Origin of the sequence: Amycolatopsis sp. CA-230715 (genome assembly GCF_018736145.1) — a bacterium.
Taxonomy (GTDB): domain Bacteria; phylum Actinomycetota; class Actinomycetes; order Mycobacteriales; family Pseudonocardiaceae; genus Amycolatopsis.
The window spans coordinates 8,071,202-8,092,497 of record NZ_CP059997.1 but is presented as its reverse complement, the minus strand read 5'-3'; the positions used below and the strand labels follow the sequence as shown (position 1 = coordinate 8,092,497).

Here is a 21,296-nt window from a genome sequence, read left to right as displayed (position 1 = left end):
CGCCCGGCCGGCGTTCGTCACGGCTGGCACGCGGTCTCCGCGAACGTCACCGATTCGTCGCAATCCTGTTCCTGGGCGAAAACCCGCGCCAGGCCGCCGACGCGATACTGCGTCGGGCCGGTGCGCGCGCCCAGCACCACCTCGGCGAGATAAGCGTCCACGAGGCGCTCCAAGGCCAGCTCGGCCTCGACCCGCCCCACGCTCAGCAGATCCGCGGCGCCCGCGGTGTCCACGCACGGCACCGAAACCCAGCCCAGCAACCGGAACAGCCGCGCCGCGAGCGGATCCAGCCGTCCGTAGCTCAGCCGGAACCGCGACCGCAGATCCGGGCCCGCCTGGCCGAGTTCGTCGAACCGCCGCGCCGGGTCCATCATCCGCGACACCAGATCGCTCACCCGCCAATGCGGTTTCGCGGTCAGCCTCGCCGCCGAAACCCGCAACGCCAACGGTAACCGGTCGCACAGCTCGGCGAGCCTGCCCGTCCCCGCCGGATCTTCGACCACTCTGCGGTCGCCGACGACCTTGCCGATCAGCTCACGGGCCGCTTCCGCGGGCAGCGGCGTCATCCGCACCGACACCGGGCAGTAGTGCCCCAGCAGCTCCGGAATCGGCTCGCCGCTGGTGACCAGCACGCAACACGAACCGCTGCCCGGCATGAGCGGCGCGATCTGCCGGTAGTCCCGCGCGTTGTCCAGCACGACGAGCACCCGCCTGCCGTCGATGACGCTGCGGTACAGCGCGGCCCGCTCGATCGACGCCGCCGGGATCGCCGCCTCGGACACGCCGAGTGCGCGCAGGAAGTGCGCCAGCACCGTGTCCGGATCCGCCGCCTCCTGGCCGTCGTGCCCGTGCAGGTCGACGAACAGCTGACCACCGGGGAACTTCCCGGCCATCCGCCGCGCCCAGTGCACCGCGACCGCGGTCTTGCCGACACCGGGCCCGCCGGTGACCAGCCCGACCGGTGTCGGCTCGTGGTCGGCGTGCTCGACCACCATCGCGTCCAGCCTGGCCAGTTCGACCTCCCTGCCGGTGAACGCCGGGATGTCCGAGGGCAGCTGCGCTGGCACGATCGCGCGCACCGGGCGCACCGTGTCCGATGTGGACGGTGCGGCGAGGCTCGCGTCGTCCTGGAGTATCGCCTCGTGCAGCTCTCGCAGCGCCACGCCGGGATCCAGCCCGTAGGTCTCGATGGCGTGCTTTCGCCCTTCGTGGAAGGTTTCCAGCGCCTCGACGCGCTGACCGCAGCGGTACTGCGCCAGCATCAGCTGCGCGCGGGCCGTCTCCCGCTGCGGGTGCTCCCGCACCAGTGCGGCGAGTTCACCGACGACCGCGCGGTGCTGCCCGAGTGCCAGTTTCAGCTCGGTCCGCTGTTCGAACACGGTGAGCCGTTCCTGTTCCAGCCGTTCGGCCTCGACCTCGACCGAGTACCCGGACACCCCGGACAGGGCCTGGCCCCGCCACAGATCCAGTGCCCTGGTGTACTTCTCGACCGCAGCGGCCGCTTCGCCGCGCCTGGCCGACGCCCTTGCCTCGTCGACGAAAGTGCCGAAGTCGACCGCGTCGATCCGGAGCGCCTTGTCGTTGAGCCGGTACCCTGGCGCGACGGTCGCGATCACCTCCTCCGAATGGTGCGCGGCGCGGAAGATCTTGCGCAGCGCGGTGACGCAGATGGCGATCTGCGTTCGCCCGGTCGCCGGTGGATGATCGCTCCACACGGCCTCGATCAGGCTGTCCACCGACACCACCTGATCCGGCGACAGCAACAGCATCGCCAGCACGGTTCGTTGTCTCGGCGAGCGAATCGACACCCATTCGCCCCCCGTCCCCAGTTCGAGCGGTCCCAGCATTTTGAAGCTCAGCTCGGCTGACATCCCATCCCCCAGTCGATCGCCGGGCGGAATCGTCAGTCGCCGTCGAACTCCGCGAAGAGCCTTCAGCGACCGGCTTCCACCTACGTACCCCCAGTAACGGAAGCGCTACTTCCACCGTAGGAGTACCGCCATAGACGCCCCATATTGCAGCCACATGACGCGATGTTGCCGTCATATGACGGCATCGGCGCCTCAGTGCGCGAGGAGCGCTCCGGTCGCGGACGCGAGCGCGTCCTCCGCCTGACGGGCGAGCGCGCGCAGGCCGAGCTGGTCGAAGATGCGCACGGCGGAGCGCAGCAGCGGCACGGCGCGCACCGGAAAACCCAGCCGGAGTTCGTTGGCGGCCAACCGAAATCCCGCGGACGCCTCGCCCCGCCGGTCGCCCAGTTCACGGAACGCCCACAGCGATGTCTCCGCCGCCTCGATGGCGCTGCGGTGCTCGCCGCGCAGTTCGGCGATTTCCCCTTGGATGAGCCGGACATAGGCACGGGCCGCCGGTTGGGCGAGGTGGTCGAGCAGGTCCGCGGCGCGGCGGCACACCTCGTCGGCCCTGGCCAGTTCCCGCGTTTCGGCCAGTGCCTTGGCCAAACTGCTCAGCACCATCGCTTCGACGTCCGGGACACCGGCGCCGGTGGACAGTTCCAGCGCCTGTTCGAGCAGCCGGACACCGTCCTGCGCGCGCCCCTGCGTGACGGACACCGCGCCGAGCTGGCGCAGCGCCCTGATCCGGCACCGGGTGTCGCCGATGTCCGCCGAGACGGCCACCGCGCGCCGGGCGAGCCGGTCCGCGTCCTCGGTCCGGCCCTCGTAGTTCCGGCAGAAGCTCAGGAAGGTCAAGCTGTGCGCGAGCCCCACCGGTTCGCCCAGCTGGTCGAACCGCGCCGCGCAGCCACCGAACACCACGGCCGCCTCGGCCAGCCTGCCCTCCATCATCTTGGCCATGGCGAGCCCGTACTGGACGTGCGCGGTCACCAGGTGGTCCGGTTCGGGGAACCGGGCCAGCTCCGAGTACAACCGCTCGGTCTCGTCCAATCTGCTCCGCATGGCGAGAAAGCCGCCGAGCCGCTCGACGGTGTCGAGCACCTCGTGCCGCCAGCCCGCCGCGGCCGCCTCGGTCAGCACGGCGACCAGCAGCCCGATTTCGTTGGCACACCACGACATCGGGTCGTCGGCGACGAGCGCGCGCTCCAGCGGCACCGGGCCGGACGGTTCGGGACCGATCGGCGGGAGCCAGTCCGCCGGGGTCGGCAGCGCCCGGTACGCCACCCCCACCAGCGCGCGAGTGGCGTCGAACAGCCGCCGCAGCGCGGCACGGGCCTGGCTGTCGGCGGTGGGATCACCGTCGACGGCGGCGCATTCCGTTGCGGCGTAACGGCGCAGGAGATCGTGCATGCGGTACCGCTCGTCCGCGGCGTGGAACGGTTCGACCAGGTGGCAGTCCAGCAGCCTGCCGAGCGTGCGGTCGAAATCGGACGACCCGGCCAGCGCCGACATCGCCCACGGCGGGAGATCGGAGACGCCGGCGAGGGCGAACCGGCGGAACGCGGCCTTGTCCCTCGGCTCTTCGAGTGCCATGTAGGTCATGGCGAACCCGGTCCGCACGTCCAGATCGCCGACCGCCAGCTCGTCGAGCAGCCTGCCCGGATCGGCGGATCTCGCCTCCTGCCTCAGCCGGGCCAGCAGCGAGCCGAGCGACCACTTCGGCCGGGTCGCCAACCGCACGGACACCGCCCTGACCGCGAGCGGAAGCCCTTCGGTCAGCGCGAGCAGTTCGTCGGCGACGGCGGGTTCGGCATCGACGCGGTCCGCGCCGATCACGGCGGCCAGCAGCGCCCGCCCTTCCTGCGAGGTGAAAGCACCCAGCTCGACGCGGGCGCTCGTGGCCAGGTCCACCAGCCGGTTCCGGCTGGTGACCAGCACGGTGCTGCCCGGTGTTCCCGGCAGCAGCGGAAGCACCTGCTGAGCGTCCACCACGTCGTCGAGCACGACGAGCACCCTGCGCCCGGCCAGCGTCGAGCGGAACAGGGCAGCCCTGTCCTCCAGCCCCGCCGGTACCGCCGAACTCGGCAGGCCGAGGTTGCCCAGCAGACCGGCGAGTACCTGGTCCGGTTCCCGGACCGGTCCGCCTCCCCCGCCGAGGCCGACGTAGAGCTGGCCGTCGGGAAACCGGTCGGCCACCTGGTGCGCGATGTGCACGGCCAGCGTCGTCTTGCCGGCACCCGCCGGACCGGTGAGCGCGGCGACGCTGACCGAATCGGTGTCGGTGAGCTGTGCGCACAACGACATGACCACGGCGTCCCTGCCGGTGAAGTCCGGAATGTCCCTCGGCAGCTGGCGGCAGACCTGCGGATCGGCCACACCGCTCGCGGGCGCGGCCGGTTCGGCGACCGGCACGACCTGGTCCAGCGTTTCCCCGCGCAGGATCCTGGTGTGCAGGTCCCGCAACGGCGTGCTCGGTTCGATCCCGAGTTCGGCCACCAGCGTCGCGCGCGCGTCGGCGTAGGTGCTCAACGCCGCCGCCGAGTCGCCGATGGCCCACAACGCCTCCATCAGCAACAGGTGCAGGCGCTCCCGCACCGGGTTCTCCACCAGCATCCGGCGCAGCTCCGGCACGAGGCTGGTCCTCGGTTCGACCGCGAGCTCCGCCTCGACGCAGTCCTCGTACGCGGTAAGCCAGACCTCGTCCCACACCTGGGCCTCGCCGGTGACCAACGCGGGCCCGGCGAGGCCGGAGGAGGTCGACGTGGCGAACGGGTTGCCCTGCCAGAGCCGGACCGCGCGCCGCAACGTCGTCGCGGCGCGCTGGTGGTCGCCGCCCCGCGCGGCGCGACGACCGCTGATCAAGAGCTGTTCGAATTCGAACAGGTCGCATTCCTCGGACTCCAGCCGCAGTTGGTAGCCGCCGGAATCGAAGCGAAGGCGCTGGCCACCGGACGGGGTCGCGGCGTCCAGCATCGAGCGCAGCGCGGAGATGTAGCTCTGCAGGTTCGCCGACGCCGACCGCGGCGGGCGCTCGCCCCACAGCGCGCTCATCAACGCGTCCGTGCTCGCGGTTTGCCCGCGGCGGACCGCCAGCAGCACGAGCAGCCTGCCGGGTTTGCCCCTCGGCACGGGCACTTCGTGACCTTCGTCGTCGAGTACGACGGGCGGACCGAGCACGTTCAGGCGCATGCTCGGCTCCGGCCCTTCCTCGAACACCCCGTGGTCATCAGACCCGCGCCGACGACGTCGGTCCCGCATGACCACGTGAAATCGTAGCCTCGCCAGATTGCGATCTATGCCCCCATGGATCGGAACTATCGGCGGATATGTCATCGGCGCCAGCCGTCACACACCCGCACCTGGAGTGACACCGCGCCACTCTCCGACAATTATCGAACTCGTCTTGTCGAAAACAGCGAATGCCGCTCGATCACCGTCCCCCCATGGGCTATCGATCACCTGTTCCGCTCCACTACGAGCGGTTAGTCCCTATAACAGCTCGATGTCGATCAGTCTACGCAGAACCCCGGTGCTGTCCACCACTGCATACAGACATAGGGGACTGGACCCACATTAGGGGGCATGGTATGGGCTCAACGGAGTAATGTCCGCGAGGAAATGCCCCCGCCGCCTGCCGAGTCGCCAATAAAGCCTGGTCCGAGCGCTTTTCAGCACCGTATTCACGAAAAGGGCCCCGCCGGACCGCGCCGGGTTCAGGCCAGGGAGGTGCCCGCGGTCAGGCCGTTCGGGCGCAGCACGTCTTCTCCGTCGACACCGTGCAGCCAGTCGTTCTGGTACACCGAATCCAGATAGCGCTCGCCGAGGTCCGGCGCGATCGCCACGGCGACGCCTTGCCAGTCCGGGCGTTCGGCCAGCCAGCCCAGCGCCCCGCTGACCACCGTTCCGGTCGATCCGCCGAACAGGAAACCCCGCGCGGCCAACCGGTGGCAGGTGCGCACCGTGTCCGGCTCCGGCACCATGACCACGTCGTCCACGTGGGACTCGTCCAGCAGCGCGGGCCGCACGCTGGTACCGAGTCCGGGGATCATCCTCGGCCCCGACGGGCCGCCGAACGTGACCGAGCCCACACTGTCCACGGCGACGATCCGCACCCGCTCGCTCCTGGCGCGGAAGAACCGGGCGCAGCCCATGAGCGTGCCGGTGGTGCCCGCGCCGACGAACAGGACGTCCAGATCGGGGAACTGGTTGAGGATGGCGGGCGCCGTCGTCTCGTAGTGGGCCTTCCAGTTGTTCGGGTTCGCGTACTGGTTGAGCCACACGTATCGGCTGTCCGATGCGCACAGGGCGCGAACGTAGTCGAGGCGCGCGCCGAGGAAACCGCCGTCGGCGTCCGGTTCGGCGATCACGTGCACGGTGCCGCCCAGCGCCTCCATCATCCGTCTGGTGGCGAGGTTGCACCGGGAGTCGGTGACGCACACGAACCGCAGGCCCCGGTTCGCGGCGAGCACGCTCAGCGCGAGGCCGAGATTGCCCGACGAGGACTCGACCAGTACTGAGTCCGGCGTGACCCGTCCCTCCCGTTCCGCGGCGTCGAGCATGCGCGCCGCGGCCTTGAGCTTGATCGAGCCGGCGAAGTTGAACCCTTCGCACTTCAGGAACAGCGACCTGCCGAACACCGGCAGGAGGTCGACGAAGAGGTCCTCCTCGTTGAAGTCCTGGGGGGCCGAGATGACCGGCACGGTGTCACTCCTCCTCGGTGCCCGGACGCTCGCCGCGCGGGCAGGCGATCAGGCATCGCGTCGAACCGGCTCCGCCATGGCGACGACGATCTGGCGGTCACCGGCGTAGGGCTCGGTGCTGTGCGCGGTGCGGATGTTGTCCACCAGCATCAGCTCGCCCGCCTGCCACGGGTGGCGCACCGTGTGCGCCTCGTACACGGCGTTGATCGCCTCGACGACGCCTTCGTCGATCGGGCTTCCGTCGCCGAAGCGCGTGGTGAACGGCAACCCGTCCGCGCCGTAGACGTCGACGAGGTACTGGCGCACTTCCGGCGCCATCGTCCACTCGTTGAGGAACGCGATCTGGTTGAACCAGCAGTCCACCCCCGTCACCGGGTGCCGGAGCACGGCCGGTCGGCGCTGGCGGGTCCGGAGCGCGCCGTCGACGCCCCAGTCGAACTCGATGCCGTTGGCACGGCAGTAGTTCTCGATCTCGGCCCGGTCGTCGGTGCCGAACGACTCGGCGAGCGAAACGCCCACTTCGCCGTTGTAGCTGCGAACCAGCGACCAGCCGTGCTCGGTGAACCGGTCGACCACGTCCGAGGGCAGCGCGGCCAGCACCGCCGCGGCGTCCGCGGTCGCCGTCGCCCCGCCTTCCTCCGGTGCGCGCAGGCACGCCATCGCGAGCAGGCCGGGAACCGTGCCCGCGTAGCTGAGCTCGTGGTGCATGCACATCGGTTGGTCGGCGGGCCACTGCGACGACGAGTACACGCCGTCGGCGTACACCGACCGCGGGGCGAACGCCTCCCGATCGGTCAGGAGCTCGACCGGCAGCGCCCGGTAGGCGCCGACGACCTGGTCGATGTCCCGCAGGTCCAGGCCGCGCACCAGCACGGCACCGTGCTCGGTGACGGCCGCGCGCAGCGCGTCGCCGTGCGCCGTCAGCCAATCCTCGGCGATGCCGTCGGCGCGCACCACGACCCGGCCGCCCGGGTCGGTCTCGGCGGGAAGCGTTTCGGCGAACGAAGACCGCAGCGCCTGCTGGCTCGCGTTCGTCATGACCGGACTCCCCCTGGTTCGCTCGGCATCTCGTCGCCGACGTTAGTGATCACACTTATTGAGCAGATATCGACGATTTCGAAAAATCGCGGTCCCGACGAGTTATTCGAACAAGATCCAATATCCGGTGCCACTAGCCTTCGCGCATTCGGTCGTACCACGGCCGAATGCTCCGATGCGGTCGCCGTTCTCGTACTCCCCCAGCGGGAACGGCGACCCTTCTCACGATTTCCTTGCCGCCGGCGTCATGCTCAGGGTGCTGGCCAGAATCGCGTCGTGCACACCGCGCAGGTGCTTGCTCGGCTCGATCCCCAGCTCCGCCAGGAACATCCGCCTGGTCACCCGGTACACGCTCAACGCCTGAGCCGACCGGCCCGCCCGGTACAGCGCGATCATCAGCTGCTCGCGCGGCCGCTCCCGCAGACCGGCGTCGGCCACCATCGCCGACAGTTCGCCGATCACCCGGTGATGGTGGCCCAGATCCAACTCCAGCTGGATGCACCACTCGGACAGCGCGACCCGCCGTTCCTCCCACCGCACGATCTCCGATTTCAGCCAGCGGCTGCGCATCCCGCTGAGCACCGGACCGCGCCACTGGCCCAACGCCGCGCGCAGGTGCGCCAACGCCTCCTCCAACCGGCCCGCTTCCTCGGCCTCCTCGGCGCGCGCGACGCACTCGTCCACCAGCCGGGTGTCCAGCTGTGCGTCGTCGAGCCGGACGAAGTAGCCGGGCGCCCTGGTCGCGATGAGGTCCTTGGGCGCGCCCGCCGCGGCGAGCTTGGTGCGCAGGGCCAGCACGCAGATCGCGATCTGGTTGGCCGGGTTGGCCGGCAGCACGCCGTCCCAGACCGCGTCGACGAGTTGCTCCGTCGACACCAGGGTGTCCGCGTGGCACAGCAGCGCGGCCATGATCACCGATTCGCGCTGCGCGGTGATCGGGACCGGCACGTCGCGCACGCGCACCTCGAGCGGGCCGAGCAGCCGAAATCCGATCGAGGGGTCCACCGTCAGTACCGGCGCAGTTCGTGGAAGAAGTCGTCGATCACGGCGAGTTCCCCGGTCGCGCGCACGTCCTCGTACACCTTCTTGCCGACGGCGAGGTCGAGCACGCCGAGACCGAACGGCGAGAACACCACCGTGCCCTCGGCGGGGAGATCGACCCGTCCCGTCAGCACGTCGTACAGCGTGCCCGCCAGGAAATCGCGGTTCCCGGTGCGCTGTTCGACCAAATGCGGCGAGGTGTCGGCCTTCAGGCAGTGCTCGACGTCGTCGACGATGTTGACCGCGGACAGCAGGATCTCCGGTGCGAGATCGCGCAGGGACACGTGCAGCACCACGGGGCCGTGCTCGAACCACGCCGGATCGGTCACGTGCGGTGTGCCCGCCACGGTCGCGAACACGATCAGGTCCGAGCCGCGGATCAGGTCCTCGGCCCGCTCGTGCACGGTGATCCGCCCCGGTTCACCGGACTGCTCCAGGTGTGCGCGGAACCCTTCGGCGTGCTCCGGGTTCGTGTCGAAGATCCCGACGTCCTCGAACGACCACCCGGTCCCGGCGAGGAAGGACCTGATGTACCGCGCGATCAGCCCGCTGCCCACGATGCCGAGCCGGGCGGGCCGGGACCGGGTCCTGGTCAGCCAGTCCGCGGCCAGCGCGGCCGACGCCGCGGTGCGCGTCGCGCTGATGATCGAACTTTCCATGCACGCGAACGGGTATCCGGTCTTCTGGTCGTTGAGGATCAGCACCGCGGACGCCCTCGGGATCCCCGCCGACACGTTCTCCGGGAAGCTGGAAATCCACTTGAGACCGTCGACCTCGGTGGCACCGCCGATCGACGCGGGCAGCGCGATGATGCGCGAGCTCGGCCGGTCGGGGAACCGCAGGAAGTAGGACGGCGGGTTGACCGTGTCCCCTGCCCCGTGCGTCCGGTAGGCGTACTCGATCAGTTCGACGACGTCCTTCTCGGCACCGGCGAGCGCGCGCTGGACCTGGCCGCCCGAGATGACGGCGAACGGCGGAACGGTGAATTCGGTCATGCTTCCTCTCCGTGATCGCTGTCGGGGTGGCCCGCGGTCCGGCTGTCGATGACGGCGGCGAGATCGGCCAGTACCGGATGGGCGGACAGGTCGCGCAGCGACACGACGCGGTCCAGTCCGATCATCAACCGGACCGCGGCCAGCGAGGTGCCGCCGCGGTCGAAGAAGTCGTCGTGCCTGCCGATCTGGTCCTCGGCGATGCCCAGCACCTTCGCCCACTCGCCAGCCAGCCTGCGCTCCGTTTCGGTGCCGGGAGCCGCGCGGGACGCCGGGTCGTCGGCGAGTTCGCCCGCCACCCGGACGAGTGCCTTCTTGTCGACCTTTCCGTTGCCCGTCAACGGGAACACGTCGAGCACGTGGAACAGCGAGGGAACCATGTACTCGGGCAGCCAGCCCGCCAGCGTGGTCCGCACCTGCTCGGCCGGGACGCCTGCCGTGCGGTAGAACGCGACGAGACGGCTCGCGTTGCCCTCGCCGACGACCACCACGGCCGCGTCCCGCACGCCATCGACCCGCAACAGCCGGTTCTCGACCTCGTCGATCTCGACCCGGAACCCCCTGATCTTGACCTGGGCGTCGCGCCTGCCGAGGTAGTCGAGCTTGCCGTCCTGGCTCCAGCGGCCGAAATCGCCCGTCCGGTACAGCCGCCCGCCCTCGCGCGCGGGATCGGGCAGGAAGCTGAGCTTGGTGCGCTGCTCGTCGTTGATGTAGCCGCGCCCGACACACACGCCCGCGACCACGATCTCGCCGGGCGCGCCGAGGGGCACCGGCCGCAGCCACTCGTCGGCGACGGTGAGCAGCACGTTGGCGACCGGGGGGCCGAGCGAGATCCGATCGGTGGCGGGCGGGCCGTCGAGCACTTCGTGGTTCGTGTCGTCCGAGGTCTCGGTGAGGCCGTAGGCGTTGACCACCTTGATCGTGGGGAACCGCGCGAACCAGCGCCGCACCAGGTCGGCCTTGAGCGCCTCGCCGGTGGTGGACACGACGCGCAGCCGTCCGAGATCGCCGTTCCGCCCTTCGAACCCGGCCAGCACGACGTCCAAATAGGACGGAACGACCTGGAGCACCTCGACCTCACCGAGTACGACCTCGTCGACGAAGCGGTTCACGTCCAGCACCGAGTCCTGGCCGATGACGAGGGTCCTGCCGCCGACCATCAGTGCGGAAACCAGCTGCCACAACGAAATGTCGAAGCACTGCGGCGCGGTCTGGGCCACCACGGTGTCCGCCCGGATGCCGAGGTCGTCGATCTTGGCGAACAGGTGGTTGAGCAGACCGGCGTGTTCGCACATGGCGCCCTTGGGCTCACCGGTGGAACCCGAGGTGAAGTAGATGTAGGCGAGCTGGTCCGCGGCCACGGGCACCCCGGCGTCGTGCGTCGGGCCCTCGCCGACGCAGTCGTCGACGGCCAGCACGGTCGGGCCCGCCACCGAGGCGAGCGCGGCCGAATGGGCCGGTTCGACCAGGACGAACCGGCATTCGCTCCGCCGCACCATGGTGGCGACGCGCTCGGCGGGGAAGTGCGGTTCGATCGGCAGGTACGCGGCGCCCGCTTTGAAAACCCCGAGCACGCAGGCCAGCCAGTCCAGGTTGCGGTCGGTGACCACGGCGACGACGTCCTCCGGCCGCGAACCGTTGCCCAGCAACGCGTGCGCGACGCGGTTGGCGTTGTCGTTCAGCTCCCGGTAGGTGAGCTGGTTTCCCGCGCACGACGCGGCGATCGCGTCCGGATGCGCGCGAACCCGTTGTTCGAACACCTCGTGGCAGCGGAGATCGGGCAGCTCGCGATGCGGGCCGGCGAATTCCCGTTCCTGGTACTCGAGTTCTTCGGCGGACAGCAGGCTCCGCGCCTCCCGCGCGGCACCCGGGTCGTCGACCATGGCACGCAGCGCCGCCAGGTGGTACCCGGCCAGCCGGGCCGCGTACGCCTCGTCGGCGACGTCCGTGCGGTAGGTCAGCCGCAGCCGTGCCGAACCGTGGTCCAACGCGACGGAGAGGACCGTCCCGTCCGGCAGCCGATCCCGGACGCCTGCCGCGTCCACGACCGTCTCCCCCGGTGGGCCGACGCCGGATCCGGCGTCGGCCGCGGCGCGGATCAGCTCCGCCCACGGCCCGTCGGGCACGGGCAGTCCACACGGGACGATCGTCTCGCCGGCGGCGAGACCGCACGACACCCTCGGTTCGCCGGTCAGCACGCGCAGCACCGCGGCGTGCGCGGCCAGCAGCACGGTGGATTCCGGCACCGCGAATTCCCCGGCGAGTTCGCGGACCTCCGCCGTGAGGCCGTCGAGATCCCCGACGGTGTATTCGCCGAACTCGTCGGCGGATCGGTTCCGATCCGCGACCCAACGCGGAATCCGTATCACGCCACCCTCGGACAGCGCAGTCACAGGCTTCCTCCAGTCACCGCGGGGCGCAGCGAAGTCCCACGCGGGAACACGGGCACGAAGTGCTTCGGGGAGGAAGCTAATCCGCGACGATTTCCGGTCGTTATCAGCTTCTTTTCCCGATGGCCCGCTATCGACCATCCGGCCATTGTGCGCTACCCTGCAGGAAATCTAGGGGGACACATGGGAAACATTTCCGCCGACTCGACGGCGCTCTGGTTCCGCACTTTCCGAAAGGTTCCGGCGCCCCGCGTCCGCCTGGTGTGCTTCGCGCACGCGGGCGCCGCGGCGAGCGTGTTCCGCTTGTGGCACAACGACCTTCCCGAAGACGTCGAAGTGGTCGGCGTCCAGTGCCCTGGACGGCAGGACCGGCTCGTCGAAGAGCCCATCGAGCAGATGGACGTCCTCCTCGACGCGATCAGCACGACGATCCAGCCGTTGCTGACCGTGCCGGTCGCCTTCCTCGGGCACAGCCTCGGCGCGTCGGTGGCGCACGAGCTCGCGGCCCGGCTGGAAGAACGGTACGACCACCGCATCACCCGGCTGTTCGTGTCGGCCCGTCCCGCGCCGCACCGGTTGCCGCACGACGAGACGTACCTGCTCAACGACGACGACCTGGTCAAGGAGCTGCGCCGGTTCGGCAACGCGGAGGCCGATCTCGCCGACGACCCGGAGATGCGCGAAATGGTCCTGCCCGCCATCCGCGCCGACCACGCACTCGTGGCGAACTACGGTCCACAGTCGACGATCCGCACCATCACGGCGCCGATCGACGCACTCGTCGGCACGGAGGACCAGGACGTCTCGGCGGAGGACATGGGCTACTGGTCCGAGGTCACCACGTCCGATTTCACCTGCCGGGCCTTCCCTGGCGATCACTTCTACCTGCTCCACGACCAGACCGAGATGCTGCGCCACGTCGCAGAGCGCCTGAGCTGACCGCCGGGTCGTCATCGGGCGCGGCCCGATGACGACCCGCCGCCGGCTCAGCCTGCCGAGCCGCCCGTGACGAGCACCGGCGCGGTGTCCCGGCGCGGGCGCTCCGGTTCCGCGAAGCACCGCGGCCCGCCGTGCTGACCGCGCTGGACGGACTCCGGGTCGAGGACGAACTGGGGCCCGGTGGTCTCGGGGTCGTCGTAGTAGCGGTGGAAGACCGGGGTGAGGCCGCCGGACATGGGCGGGACGATCCAGCTCCAGTCGGCGGGGCAGCCGCGCCCCGCGCGCCCTTCCTTCGCGACGTGGGCGAGGAAGCGGTGGGATTCGGTGTGGTGGTCGGTGATGGTCACGCCGTCCTCGGCGTAGGAATGCAGGACGGCGCGGTTGATCTCGACCGCGGCGCGGTCGCGCCAGAGGGTGCGTTCGTCCGAGCGGTCCAAGCCGAGCCGGTCGGCGACGACGCCGAGCAGGTCGTAGCGGTCGGCGTCGGTGAGGTTGCGCGCGCCGATCTCGGTACCCATGTACCAGCCGTTGAACGGCGCGGCCGGGTACGAGATCCCGCCGATGCACAGCCGCATGTTGCTGATCGCGGGCACCGCGTGCCAGCGCAGGCCGAGTTCGGCGAACCAGTCGAATTCCGGATGGCGCAGCGGCACCTCCTTGACCACCTTCCGCGGCAGGGTGAACAGGAGCTGGCCCTCGTCACGTGTCTCGATGAGCAGCGGGAGGACGTCGAAGGCGCCCCGGGACTTCGGCGCCTGCCAGCCCATCGCCGTGACGGTCTTGGTGAAACCGGTGTACTGGGGGTCGCCGACGGTGCTGCCGTCCGGCTCGGGGTACCCGGCGTAGCGGATGAGCTGGTCGTTGTAGATCCTCGGCCCGGGGGCGTCCGGCCGGTCGGGGGCGAAAACGCTGATCAGCGGGCGGATCTTGCCCTTGTTGGTGGCGAGGCGGAGATGCTCCGCGCAGTGCGTGGCGACGCTGCTCGCGTCCTCGGCCGAGCGCAGGTCGCGCACGCGCAGGCTCTTCCAGTAGAGCCTGCCGATGCAGCGGGCGCTGTTGCGCCAGGCGACTCTGGCGCCGAAGGCGAGTTCGTCCTCGGTGTGCTGGTAGGTGCCGGTCTCGTCGATTTCCGCCCGGACCCAGGCGATTCGATCGCGCACCGAGCCGGCGTTGGGATTTTCTGCGTGGAACAGTTCGATGAACTCCTCCGCCGCGGCGAGATCGGTCACGTCACCACGCGCCGAATCGTCAACGCGGGAAATGCCGGACTCGGAACGGCACGCGCTGGACAACGCCGACCTGGCACCGCCATATTCCGTCCTCCCAACGGGTAACGCCTCAGCAGGCGCTGTCGATATCGTCGCCCAAGCTAGTTACCAGACCTATCGGGCGAATATCGATTTCGGTTTGCCGTCTCGGTCCCGATGAAAAGGGAGGTGTTCATCGAGTGCGGCATCGACGGCGAAAAAAGAAGCGCTGGGGCGGATCGCCCCAGCGCTCGCTCCTCGGCTCCGCCGCCTACTTCATGCGGAAGTAGAGCATCGGGTTGTCCCGCCCGGTGTGCACCGCCCCGCTCAGGTCGAGGGTGTCCTTGAGCTCGAACAGCCGCCGGTTCACGTCGGGAGCGGCCGCGCGCGACGGCGTGAAGTAGCCGATGCCGCGCTGGGCCAGCCAGGCCAGCACGACCTTGCCCTCGCTGAACGGCCACGGCCGCTTGCCGTGGAAGATGTCGTGCACGCTGACCGGCACCCCCGCCGGGACGGTCGGGAACAGCTCGGTGACGTACCAGCGCGCGAACTTGGCGGTGTGCGCCGCGTCCACGAACAGGTAGTCGATCTTGTGCTCGTGGCCGGCGAGCTTCTCGCGGGCGTCACCGTGCACGAAGGTCCAGCGGCCTTCGGCCAGTTCCTCGGGCACGTTGTGCCGGGCGTTGTCGATGATGTCGTGCGTGTAGAGGTGCCCGGTCCCGTTGTCCCGCAGCGCGCGCAGCATCCACGTGGTGGACCACCCGTGCAGGGCACCGATCTCCACGACCACCTCGGGGCGCCGGTCCCGCACCAGCAGGTAGGTGATCTCGGCTTCGAGATCGTCCAGCTGCGCCTTGACGCTGGTGTTCGCGGCGCGCAGCGCGCGCTGCTCCTCACGAACGGCGCGCAGGTCGTCGGCGTACTTCCGGTAGAGATCGGCGACGAAGTCGAAGGAGATCTCAGGCAACTTCTCGTTCAATGCTGTCCTAACTGGGTGGTTCAACCGCGGGTCGGGTCGAGCTGGAGGGCGCCGGTGGCCGTGGTTCCCACCACGGGACGTCACCCGGCAGGCCCCGACCTGCGTGTCAACTCCTTGGTAGCCAATCTCTGGCATCCGGCCTGCCCGGGATACTACTGACCCGGCCGCTGCCCCAGCAGGGTGGTCGCCGCTCCGGCCCGCCGACCTCGACGAACCGCTTCTCAGGCGGTCGCCCGCGCGACCCGGTCGGTGTCGAGTTCGGACAGCGGCGGCAGCACGCGCGGTATCGGCATGCTGTCCCGCACCCAGTCCGGGGTGGCGCGCAGCGAGTAGAAGCGGCGCAACCACCGGTCGTAGCCGTCGTACCTCGGCGTGAACCCGGAGCGGCCGTGCGCGGCGATGTGGTTGTTGATGACGACGAGGTCCCCCGGCTCGAGCAGGATCTGCCGGAGGTTGCGGTCCAGCGCCGCGGTCAGCTCCTCCAGCGCGGCCGTTCCCTCGTCGTCGAGCGAGTAGGTGTTGTGGACGTTGAAGCGCATGAAGTAGTCGGGAGCCTCGCCGAAGATGACCGGATGGGGCAGCGAGGAGGGGCGCTCGCCCGATCCGCTCCTGGTGAACGAAGTCGGGTAAAGGCTGCGGAACCGCGGGGTGCGCAGCACGGCGATCGTCCGCGGGGACAGGTCGGCCACCGCCTCCCTGATCGACGACAACCGAGCGGCGCCGGTCCGGTCGTGGTCCTGGCGAAGGCACAGCAGCCCCAGGAAGTCCGGCCGGAACGGGTGGTGCACGTTCTCGGTGTGGAAGCCGAAGGTCATCGAGCCGGTGTTCTCCACCCTGGACTCTTCGCCGCGCACCGGGTGCACCTCGTGGACGAGCGCGCCGTCCTTCTCGTCGGCGTACCCGGTCATCGACCCGAGCACCTCGGCGACCAGCAGCAGGTTGCCCGAGGTGTTGTGCCCGGCCGGCAGCTGGTCGGTCCTGGTTTCCGGGGTGGGCGGCAGCTCGTCGATCTCGATTCCGCGAATCAGCGTGAAACCGCATGGCGGTGGGTTGTCCGAAAAGTCTCGGAGGAACGCGCGCAGGCCGGACGGAACGGCGTCGACGGGCACCCTGCCGTTCCGGGTGACGCTGTCGAACCGGTGCGCCAGGTCGACCCCAAGCGCGTGGAACGACCGCCGCTCAGCGCTGTCCAGCGAGTATCTGAGCATTTCGGTACCGGTCGATGTCACGACGACCTCCAGGTCTGCTAACAGCGGTGGAAATACGAACTGTGCCACCGAGCATAGTCCTGATCGATTTCATCCCGATTTTATTCGGGCATAGCGGAAAGAATTTCCACGTCGACAGATACCCAAGCAGAAAAAGTTCGATGAAATAGGGATAAAATAGAGACGAAAACCATAAGAACTAGCCTCGTGGGAGCCGAATCGGTCGACCCGACCGGATGGCTCGAGGAGGCTGCGAGGCATTGTGGACCTGACCGCGTTGATGACCCTTGCCGATTTCGAAGAAGCGACCAGGACGAGCCTGGACAGGGCGAGCTGGGCGTACCTGTCCGGCGGCGCCGGATCCGAGCGCAGCATCCGGGCGAACGCCGCTGCCTACGAGGACGTCTGGTTGCGGCCGCGGGTGCTCTCCGGCGCCGACGACCAGCCGAAGACCGGGGTTTCGGTGCTCGGCCACCACCTGGCCATGCCCGTCGTCCTCGGCCCGACCAGCCCGCAGCGCATCCTGCACGACGAGGCCGAGCTGGCCACGGCGCGGGCCGCGCAGCGGATGGGAACGCTGTCGGTGGTCAGTTCCGACACCCACTACGCGTTCCCGGACATCGCCAAGGAAGGCGGCGACGCCTGCTGGTTCCAGGTCTACCCGTACCAGTCGCTCGCGTGCGTCGACGCCATGGTCGACATGGCGCAGGCGGCCGGGGCCAAGGGAATCGTGGTCACCGTGGACGCCTACTACCGGCCGCAGCGGATCAGCGCGCGCCGGGCGGGGTTCCGGATGCCCGAATCCGCCGATTTCGGCACCCTGCGCATGCTCGGCATCCTGACCGGCGACACCCCGGCCGACGCCAGGCTCGACCGGATTCCGCTGACCTGGCCCGATCTGGAGCGGATCCGGTCGAGGCTGACCGTGCCCATGGTGGTCAAGGGCGTGCTCAGCCCGGAGGACGCGCAGCGGTGCGTCGACATCGGCGCCGAGGGCATCGTGGTGTCCAACCACGGTGGCAGGCAGCTGGACGGGGTCGTGCCGACCCTCCCGGCGCTGGCCGCGATCTCCGCGCGCGTGCGGGACCAGTGCGCGCTGCTGGTCGACGGCGGCATCCGCTCCGGCGCGGACGTGGTGAAGGCACTCGCGCTCGGGGCCCGCGCGGTCTGCATCGGCAGGCCGTACCTGTGGGGCCTGCGGCTCGCCGGTCAGGCCGGGGTGGAAGCGGTGCTGACCATGCTGCACCAGGAGATCGAGAACATCTTGCTGCAACTGGGTTTGGGGTCGGTGGACGAGGTGGGGCCCGACTGCGTGGTCCGCGCCGACGCCGCCGCTCACCTGGTGAGCGCGAACGAAGGACGGTGACAGGGTGAATCCAGACGTGGTGCAGTTCTCCAGGGGAGTTCCGCCGATCGAGGCGATTCCGGCGCGCGAACTCGCCGAGCACACCGAAGCGGCGGTGGCCGAACTCGGCCCGCGCCTGTTCCAGTACCCGCCGATCGGGCGCTACCTCGGCGACCCGACCCTGCGCGAGCAACTGGCGAAGCGGCACGACGCGGACCCGGACCACATCCTGGTGACCAACGGCTCGCTCCAGGCGCTGGACCTGCTGGCCGCGCACCTGCTGTCCGGTAGCGGGGCCGCGGTGTACGTCGAAGGACCGACCTACGACCGCGCGGCCCGGATCTTCGAACGGCACGGCGGACGGGTGAGCTCGATCCCGCTGGAAGCCGACGGCATGGACCTGGCGGACCTGCGCGAGCGGCTCCGTGCCGAGGTGCCCGCGTTCGTCTACACGGTGCCGGACTTCCAGAACCCCAGCGGGGTCACGCTCAGCTTGGCCAAGCGCGGGGAACTGCTCGGCCTCGCCGCCGAGTACGGGTTCACCGTCATCGAGGACATCCCCTACCGGGACCTGCGCTTCCACGGCGAGACACTGCCGAGCCTGTCGGAACTGGCCGAGGGGGCCAGGGTGATCACGCTCGGTTCGCTGAGCAAGGTGCTCAGCCCCGGCCTGCGGATCGGCTACGTGATCAGCGACGCGGACACCGCGCTGGAGCTGGCCACCAGGTCCGAAGGGGTGTACCTGTCCCCCGTCGGACTGTGCCAGGCCGTCGCCGCCCGCGCGCTGGGGTCCGGTCTGGTCACCGAGAACGTCGAGCGCGCCCGTGACTTCCTCCGGCCGCGGCACGACGCGGCGGTCCGAAGCGTGCAGTCTTCGCTCGGCGACGCGCTGATGGCCGTGCCCGACGGCGGCTACTACGTCGGCGTGCGGGTCAAGACCGGGTCCGACCCGGACGCGTTCCTCGACCGCGCGCTCGGCGCCGGCGTCAAGCTGATCTCCGGATCGGCGTTCTACCCGAGCACCGAGAAGTCCACAGTGGACACGATGTTCCTCAGGCTGCCCTTCCAGGCGATGACACCGGAGGAGTTCTCCACCGGTGTCGAGCGGCTTGCCGCCAGCCTCAGCTAGCGCGGAAACCGGGACCCGACACACCCACGACACGTACCACGGGAGCGTTCGATGACCACCCAGCTCACCAACGGCAAGGCCGGATTCAGCCTGCCGACACCGAAGGAGCACCTGTCCTCGCCGGTCACCCGCGACATGGTGCGGGTGCAGCAGAAGATCGTCGCGTCCGCGCGGGAGTTCCTCGGCGGCGAGGGATTCATGGAGTTCCTGCCGCCGCTGATCGGTCCGGTCACCGATCCCGCGGTGCGCGGCGCCAAGCAGGTCGACATCGACTACTACGGTCACCGCTACAAGCTGATGGCCAGCGTCATCCTCTACAAGCAGGCCACGCTCGTCGGTTTCGACAAGATCTTCTACATCGCGCCGAACGTCCGCCTCGAACCGCCGGAGGCCTCGGCGACGCACCGGCACCTCGCCGAGTTCCACCAGATCGACGTCGAGATGGCCGGTGCGACGCGCGAGCAGATCACCGGCGTGCTGGAGCGGCTCGTCACGCACATCGTGCGGCGGGTGGTCGAGGACATCCCGGACGTGCTCGAAGCACTGGGCCGCGACATCGCCCCGCTGAAGGAGGTGCTGGCGGGGACCGCGTTCGGCCGGATGACCCACAGCGAGGCGGTCAAGGCGCTGCAGGACGACCAGCACGACCAGAGCCCGGACGCGGAAATCGACTGGCCTGGCGAGGAAATCCTGGCCAGGAAGGCCACCGTGCCGTTCTTCCTCCTCGACTACCCGAAGGGCTCGCGCGGGTTCTACGACCGGGAAAGCAAGACCACGCCCGGTCAGCTGAACAACTTCGACCTGATCGCCCCCGAGGGGTACGGCGAGCTGAGCAGCGGCAGCGAGCGCGAGTTCGAGTACGACCGGATCATGGCGCGGATGCGCGAAACCGGGGAGAACCCGGCGAAGTACGAGTGGTACCTGAACATGGTGCGCGAGGGCATCCCCGACAGCGCCGGTTTCGGCCTCGGGCTCGAACGGCTCACCCGGTACCTGTGCGGCCTGGACGCGGTGTGGCAGGCCAGCGCGTACCCCAAGGTTCCCGGCGTGGTCTCCCCGTGACCACGTTCACCGCAAAGGGTTTCCCCGCCGACGCGGTCCGTGCGAGAGCGCGGCGGGGCCCCGCGGAGGTGTTCCCGCCGGACGGCGAGTACGGCACCGCGTTGTTCGGCGCGGGCGCGCACGACGCGCCCGCGCCGCTCGACCTGATCGACAACGCCCGGCTCGTCCCGCCGGTGTTCATGCCGCAGCGCCTGGAAAAGCTGATCGAACTCGGCCGTGAGCCGCTCTACGGCGACGTCGTGCTGGACACCGCGATCGGTGGCCTGCGCGCGAGCATGCCGGTGTACGTGTCGGCGTTCGGTTCGACGCAGATCGCGGCGGGCGACGTCGGTGTCGCGGTGAGCCGTCAGGCGGGACGGTTGGGCATTCCCCTCGTCATCGGCGAAAACGTGGTGCCGATGAACGGGTACGGCAGGCTGACCAGTGAGACCGAGGGTTCCCTGCTCGCCAGGATCAGGGCGTACACCGAGTCCGTTCCCGACGGTCTCGGTGGCGTCGTGGTGCAGCAGAGCACGGAGGACGCCGACGCCGAGGTGTGGAACCTGACCTACAGCGACCCTTCCGCGCAGCCACTGCTGGACACCGGTCGGCTCGCGTTCGAGCTGAAGGTCGGCCAGGGCGCCAAGCCCGGCCTCGGCGGGATGACGGTCGTCGACGCGGAATCGGCGGGCCGGATCGCCGACCAGTACGCGGTGGACCCGATTTTCGGTGCCGACGCGGGCGTCGTGCTCCGCAGCAGCAGCCCCGGCACGTTCACCGAGGAGATCCTCCGCCAGCAGATCCGGTTGATGCGCAACAACTTCCCCCGCGTCAAGGTGTGGGTCAAGCTGCATCCCGGCCGTGACGTCCGCGAAGCGGCACTCGTGGCCTGGGAAAGCGGTGCGGACGCCGTGACCGTCGACGGGGCCGAAGCAGGTTCCGGCTGGATACCGCGCGGGTTCGCCGACCACGTCGGGCTCCCGCTCGGCGAATGCCTGTGCCGGATCGGAAGGCAGCCGCGCTGCCTGCTGGTCAGCGGCCGGATGTGGGAAGGCACGCGCGCGGTCAAGTGCCTCGCGCTGGGCGCCACCGCGGTCGGCCTCGGCCGCGCGGCGCTGCTCGCGGCGCAAGAAGACCCCGAGAACGGCCTGGTGCGGCTGGTCCGCTGCCTGGAACTGGAGATGCGGCTGCTCATCAGCTCCCTCGGCAGGTACGCGGCGCACGCGCTGGACGGGGACGACGTCCTGCTACCCGACGGCCGCCGCCCCGCCGAACCGGCCCCGACCCTCTCCATGGCAACGCAAGACACGACCTGACCTCTGTCCACTGAGGACATGAACGCGCCCGTCTCCGGCTGGAGGCGGGCGCGTTTGTCATGAACGGGTGTCGTTCCG

15 protein-coding genes are annotated in these 21,296 nt (G+C 69.7%); 5 read left to right on the top strand and 10 right to left on the bottom strand.

Features of this window, described 5'->3' with window-relative positions; all coding sequences use genetic code 11:
* Positions 1 to 17: 17 nt before the first annotated feature.
* From HUW46_RS38085 to HUW46_RS38055, 7 genes are all read right to left on the bottom strand, one after another.
* Positions 18 to 1,871 (bottom strand): AfsR/SARP family transcriptional regulator, encoded by a 1,854-nt coding sequence (locus tag HUW46_RS38085; protein ID WP_215543551.1) that lies wholly within the window; start codon positions 1,869 to 1,871, stop codon positions 18 to 20.
* Positions 1,872 to 2,063: 192 nt separating this feature from the next.
* Positions 2,064 to 5,042 carry an AfsR/SARP family transcriptional regulator gene (locus tag HUW46_RS38080; protein WP_215543550.1) on the bottom strand — a complete coding sequence of 993 codons (2,979 nt, stop codon included), beginning with the start codon at positions 5,040 to 5,042 and terminating at the stop codon, positions 2,064 to 2,066.
* A 524-nt stretch (positions 5,043 to 5,566) separates the two neighbouring features.
* Positions 5,567 to 6,553 carry a 2,3-diaminopropionate biosynthesis protein SbnA gene (sbnA, locus tag HUW46_RS38075; protein WP_215543549.1) on the bottom strand — a complete coding sequence of 329 codons (987 nt, stop codon included), beginning with the start codon at positions 6,551 to 6,553 and terminating at the stop codon, positions 5,567 to 5,569.
* A 48-nt stretch (positions 6,554 to 6,601) separates the two neighbouring features.
* Positions 6,602 to 7,591, bottom strand: a complete 990-nt coding sequence (locus HUW46_RS38070) for a TauD/TfdA family dioxygenase (protein ID WP_215543548.1) — start codon at positions 7,589 to 7,591, stop codon at positions 6,602 to 6,604.
* A 222-nt stretch (positions 7,592 to 7,813) separates the two neighbouring features.
* On the bottom strand, positions 7,814 to 8,596 hold the full coding sequence (locus HUW46_RS38065) for an AfsR/SARP family transcriptional regulator (protein ID WP_215543547.1): 783 nt from the start codon (positions 8,594 to 8,596) through the stop codon (positions 7,814 to 7,816).
* A 2-nt stretch (positions 8,597 to 8,598) separates the two neighbouring features.
* Entirely contained in the window at positions 8,599 to 9,627 is a 1,029-nt protein-coding gene (gene sbnB / locus HUW46_RS38060; RefSeq protein WP_215543546.1) for a 2,3-diaminopropionate biosynthesis protein SbnB, read from the bottom strand.
* On the bottom strand, positions 9,624 to 12,017 hold the full coding sequence (locus HUW46_RS38055) for a non-ribosomal peptide synthetase (RefSeq protein ID WP_254125314.1): 2,394 nt from the start codon (positions 12,015 to 12,017) through the stop codon (positions 9,624 to 9,626). Before HUW46_RS38055 ends, sbnB begins: the two co-directional genes overlap by 4 nt.
* A 180-nt stretch (positions 12,018 to 12,197) precedes the next feature.
* Between HUW46_RS38055 and HUW46_RS38050 the strand changes: the two genes are divergently transcribed.
* The gene (locus tag HUW46_RS38050; protein WP_215543544.1) at positions 12,198 to 12,953 is read left to right on the top strand and encodes a thioesterase II family protein; all 756 of its coding nucleotides are present in this window, start codon (positions 12,198 to 12,200) and stop codon (positions 12,951 to 12,953) included.
* Positions 12,954 to 13,000: 47 nt separating this feature from the next.
* Here HUW46_RS38050 and HUW46_RS38045 read toward each other — a convergent pair whose 3' ends face one another.
* From HUW46_RS38045 to HUW46_RS38035, 3 genes are all read right to left on the bottom strand, one after another.
* Positions 13,001 to 14,182 carry a nitric oxide synthase oxygenase gene (locus tag HUW46_RS38045; RefSeq protein WP_254125312.1) on the bottom strand — a complete coding sequence of 394 codons (1,182 nt, stop codon included), beginning with the start codon at positions 14,180 to 14,182 and terminating at the stop codon, positions 13,001 to 13,003.
* 289 nt (positions 14,183 to 14,471) lie between these two features.
* Complete coding sequence (locus tag HUW46_RS38040) at positions 14,472 to 15,167, bottom strand: class I SAM-dependent methyltransferase (protein WP_254125310.1); 696 nt, start codon at positions 15,165 to 15,167, stop codon at positions 14,472 to 14,474.
* Between the two features lie 233 nt (positions 15,168 to 15,400).
* Entirely contained in the window at positions 15,401 to 16,408 is a 1,008-nt protein-coding gene (locus tag HUW46_RS38035) for a TauD/TfdA family dioxygenase (protein WP_215543541.1), read from the bottom strand.
* 241 nt (positions 16,409 to 16,649) lie between these two features.
* Between HUW46_RS38035 and HUW46_RS38030 the strand changes: the two genes are divergently transcribed.
* From HUW46_RS38030 to HUW46_RS38015, 4 genes are read left to right on the top strand one after another with little or no spacing between them, the layout of a single operon-like run.
* Entirely contained in the window at positions 16,650 to 17,753 is a 1,104-nt protein-coding gene (locus tag HUW46_RS38030) for an alpha-hydroxy acid oxidase (RefSeq protein WP_215543540.1), read from the top strand.
* A gap of 4 nt (positions 17,754 to 17,757) precedes the next feature.
* The gene (locus HUW46_RS38025) at positions 17,758 to 18,861 is read left to right on the top strand and encodes an aminotransferase-like domain-containing protein (RefSeq protein ID WP_215543539.1); all 1,104 of its coding nucleotides are present in this window, start codon (positions 17,758 to 17,760) and stop codon (positions 18,859 to 18,861) included.
* A 51-nt stretch (positions 18,862 to 18,912) separates the two neighbouring features.
* The gene (locus HUW46_RS38020) at positions 18,913 to 19,923 is read left to right on the top strand and encodes an asparagine synthetase A (RefSeq protein ID WP_215543538.1); all 1,011 of its coding nucleotides are present in this window, start codon (positions 18,913 to 18,915) and stop codon (positions 19,921 to 19,923) included.
* Positions 19,920 to 21,218, top strand: a complete 1,299-nt coding sequence (locus HUW46_RS38015; protein WP_215543537.1) for a glutamate synthase-related protein — start codon at positions 19,920 to 19,922, stop codon at positions 21,216 to 21,218. The genes HUW46_RS38020 and HUW46_RS38015 overlap by 4 nt, the downstream gene beginning before the upstream one ends.
* The last annotated feature ends 78 nt before the right edge of the window (positions 21,219 to 21,296 follow it).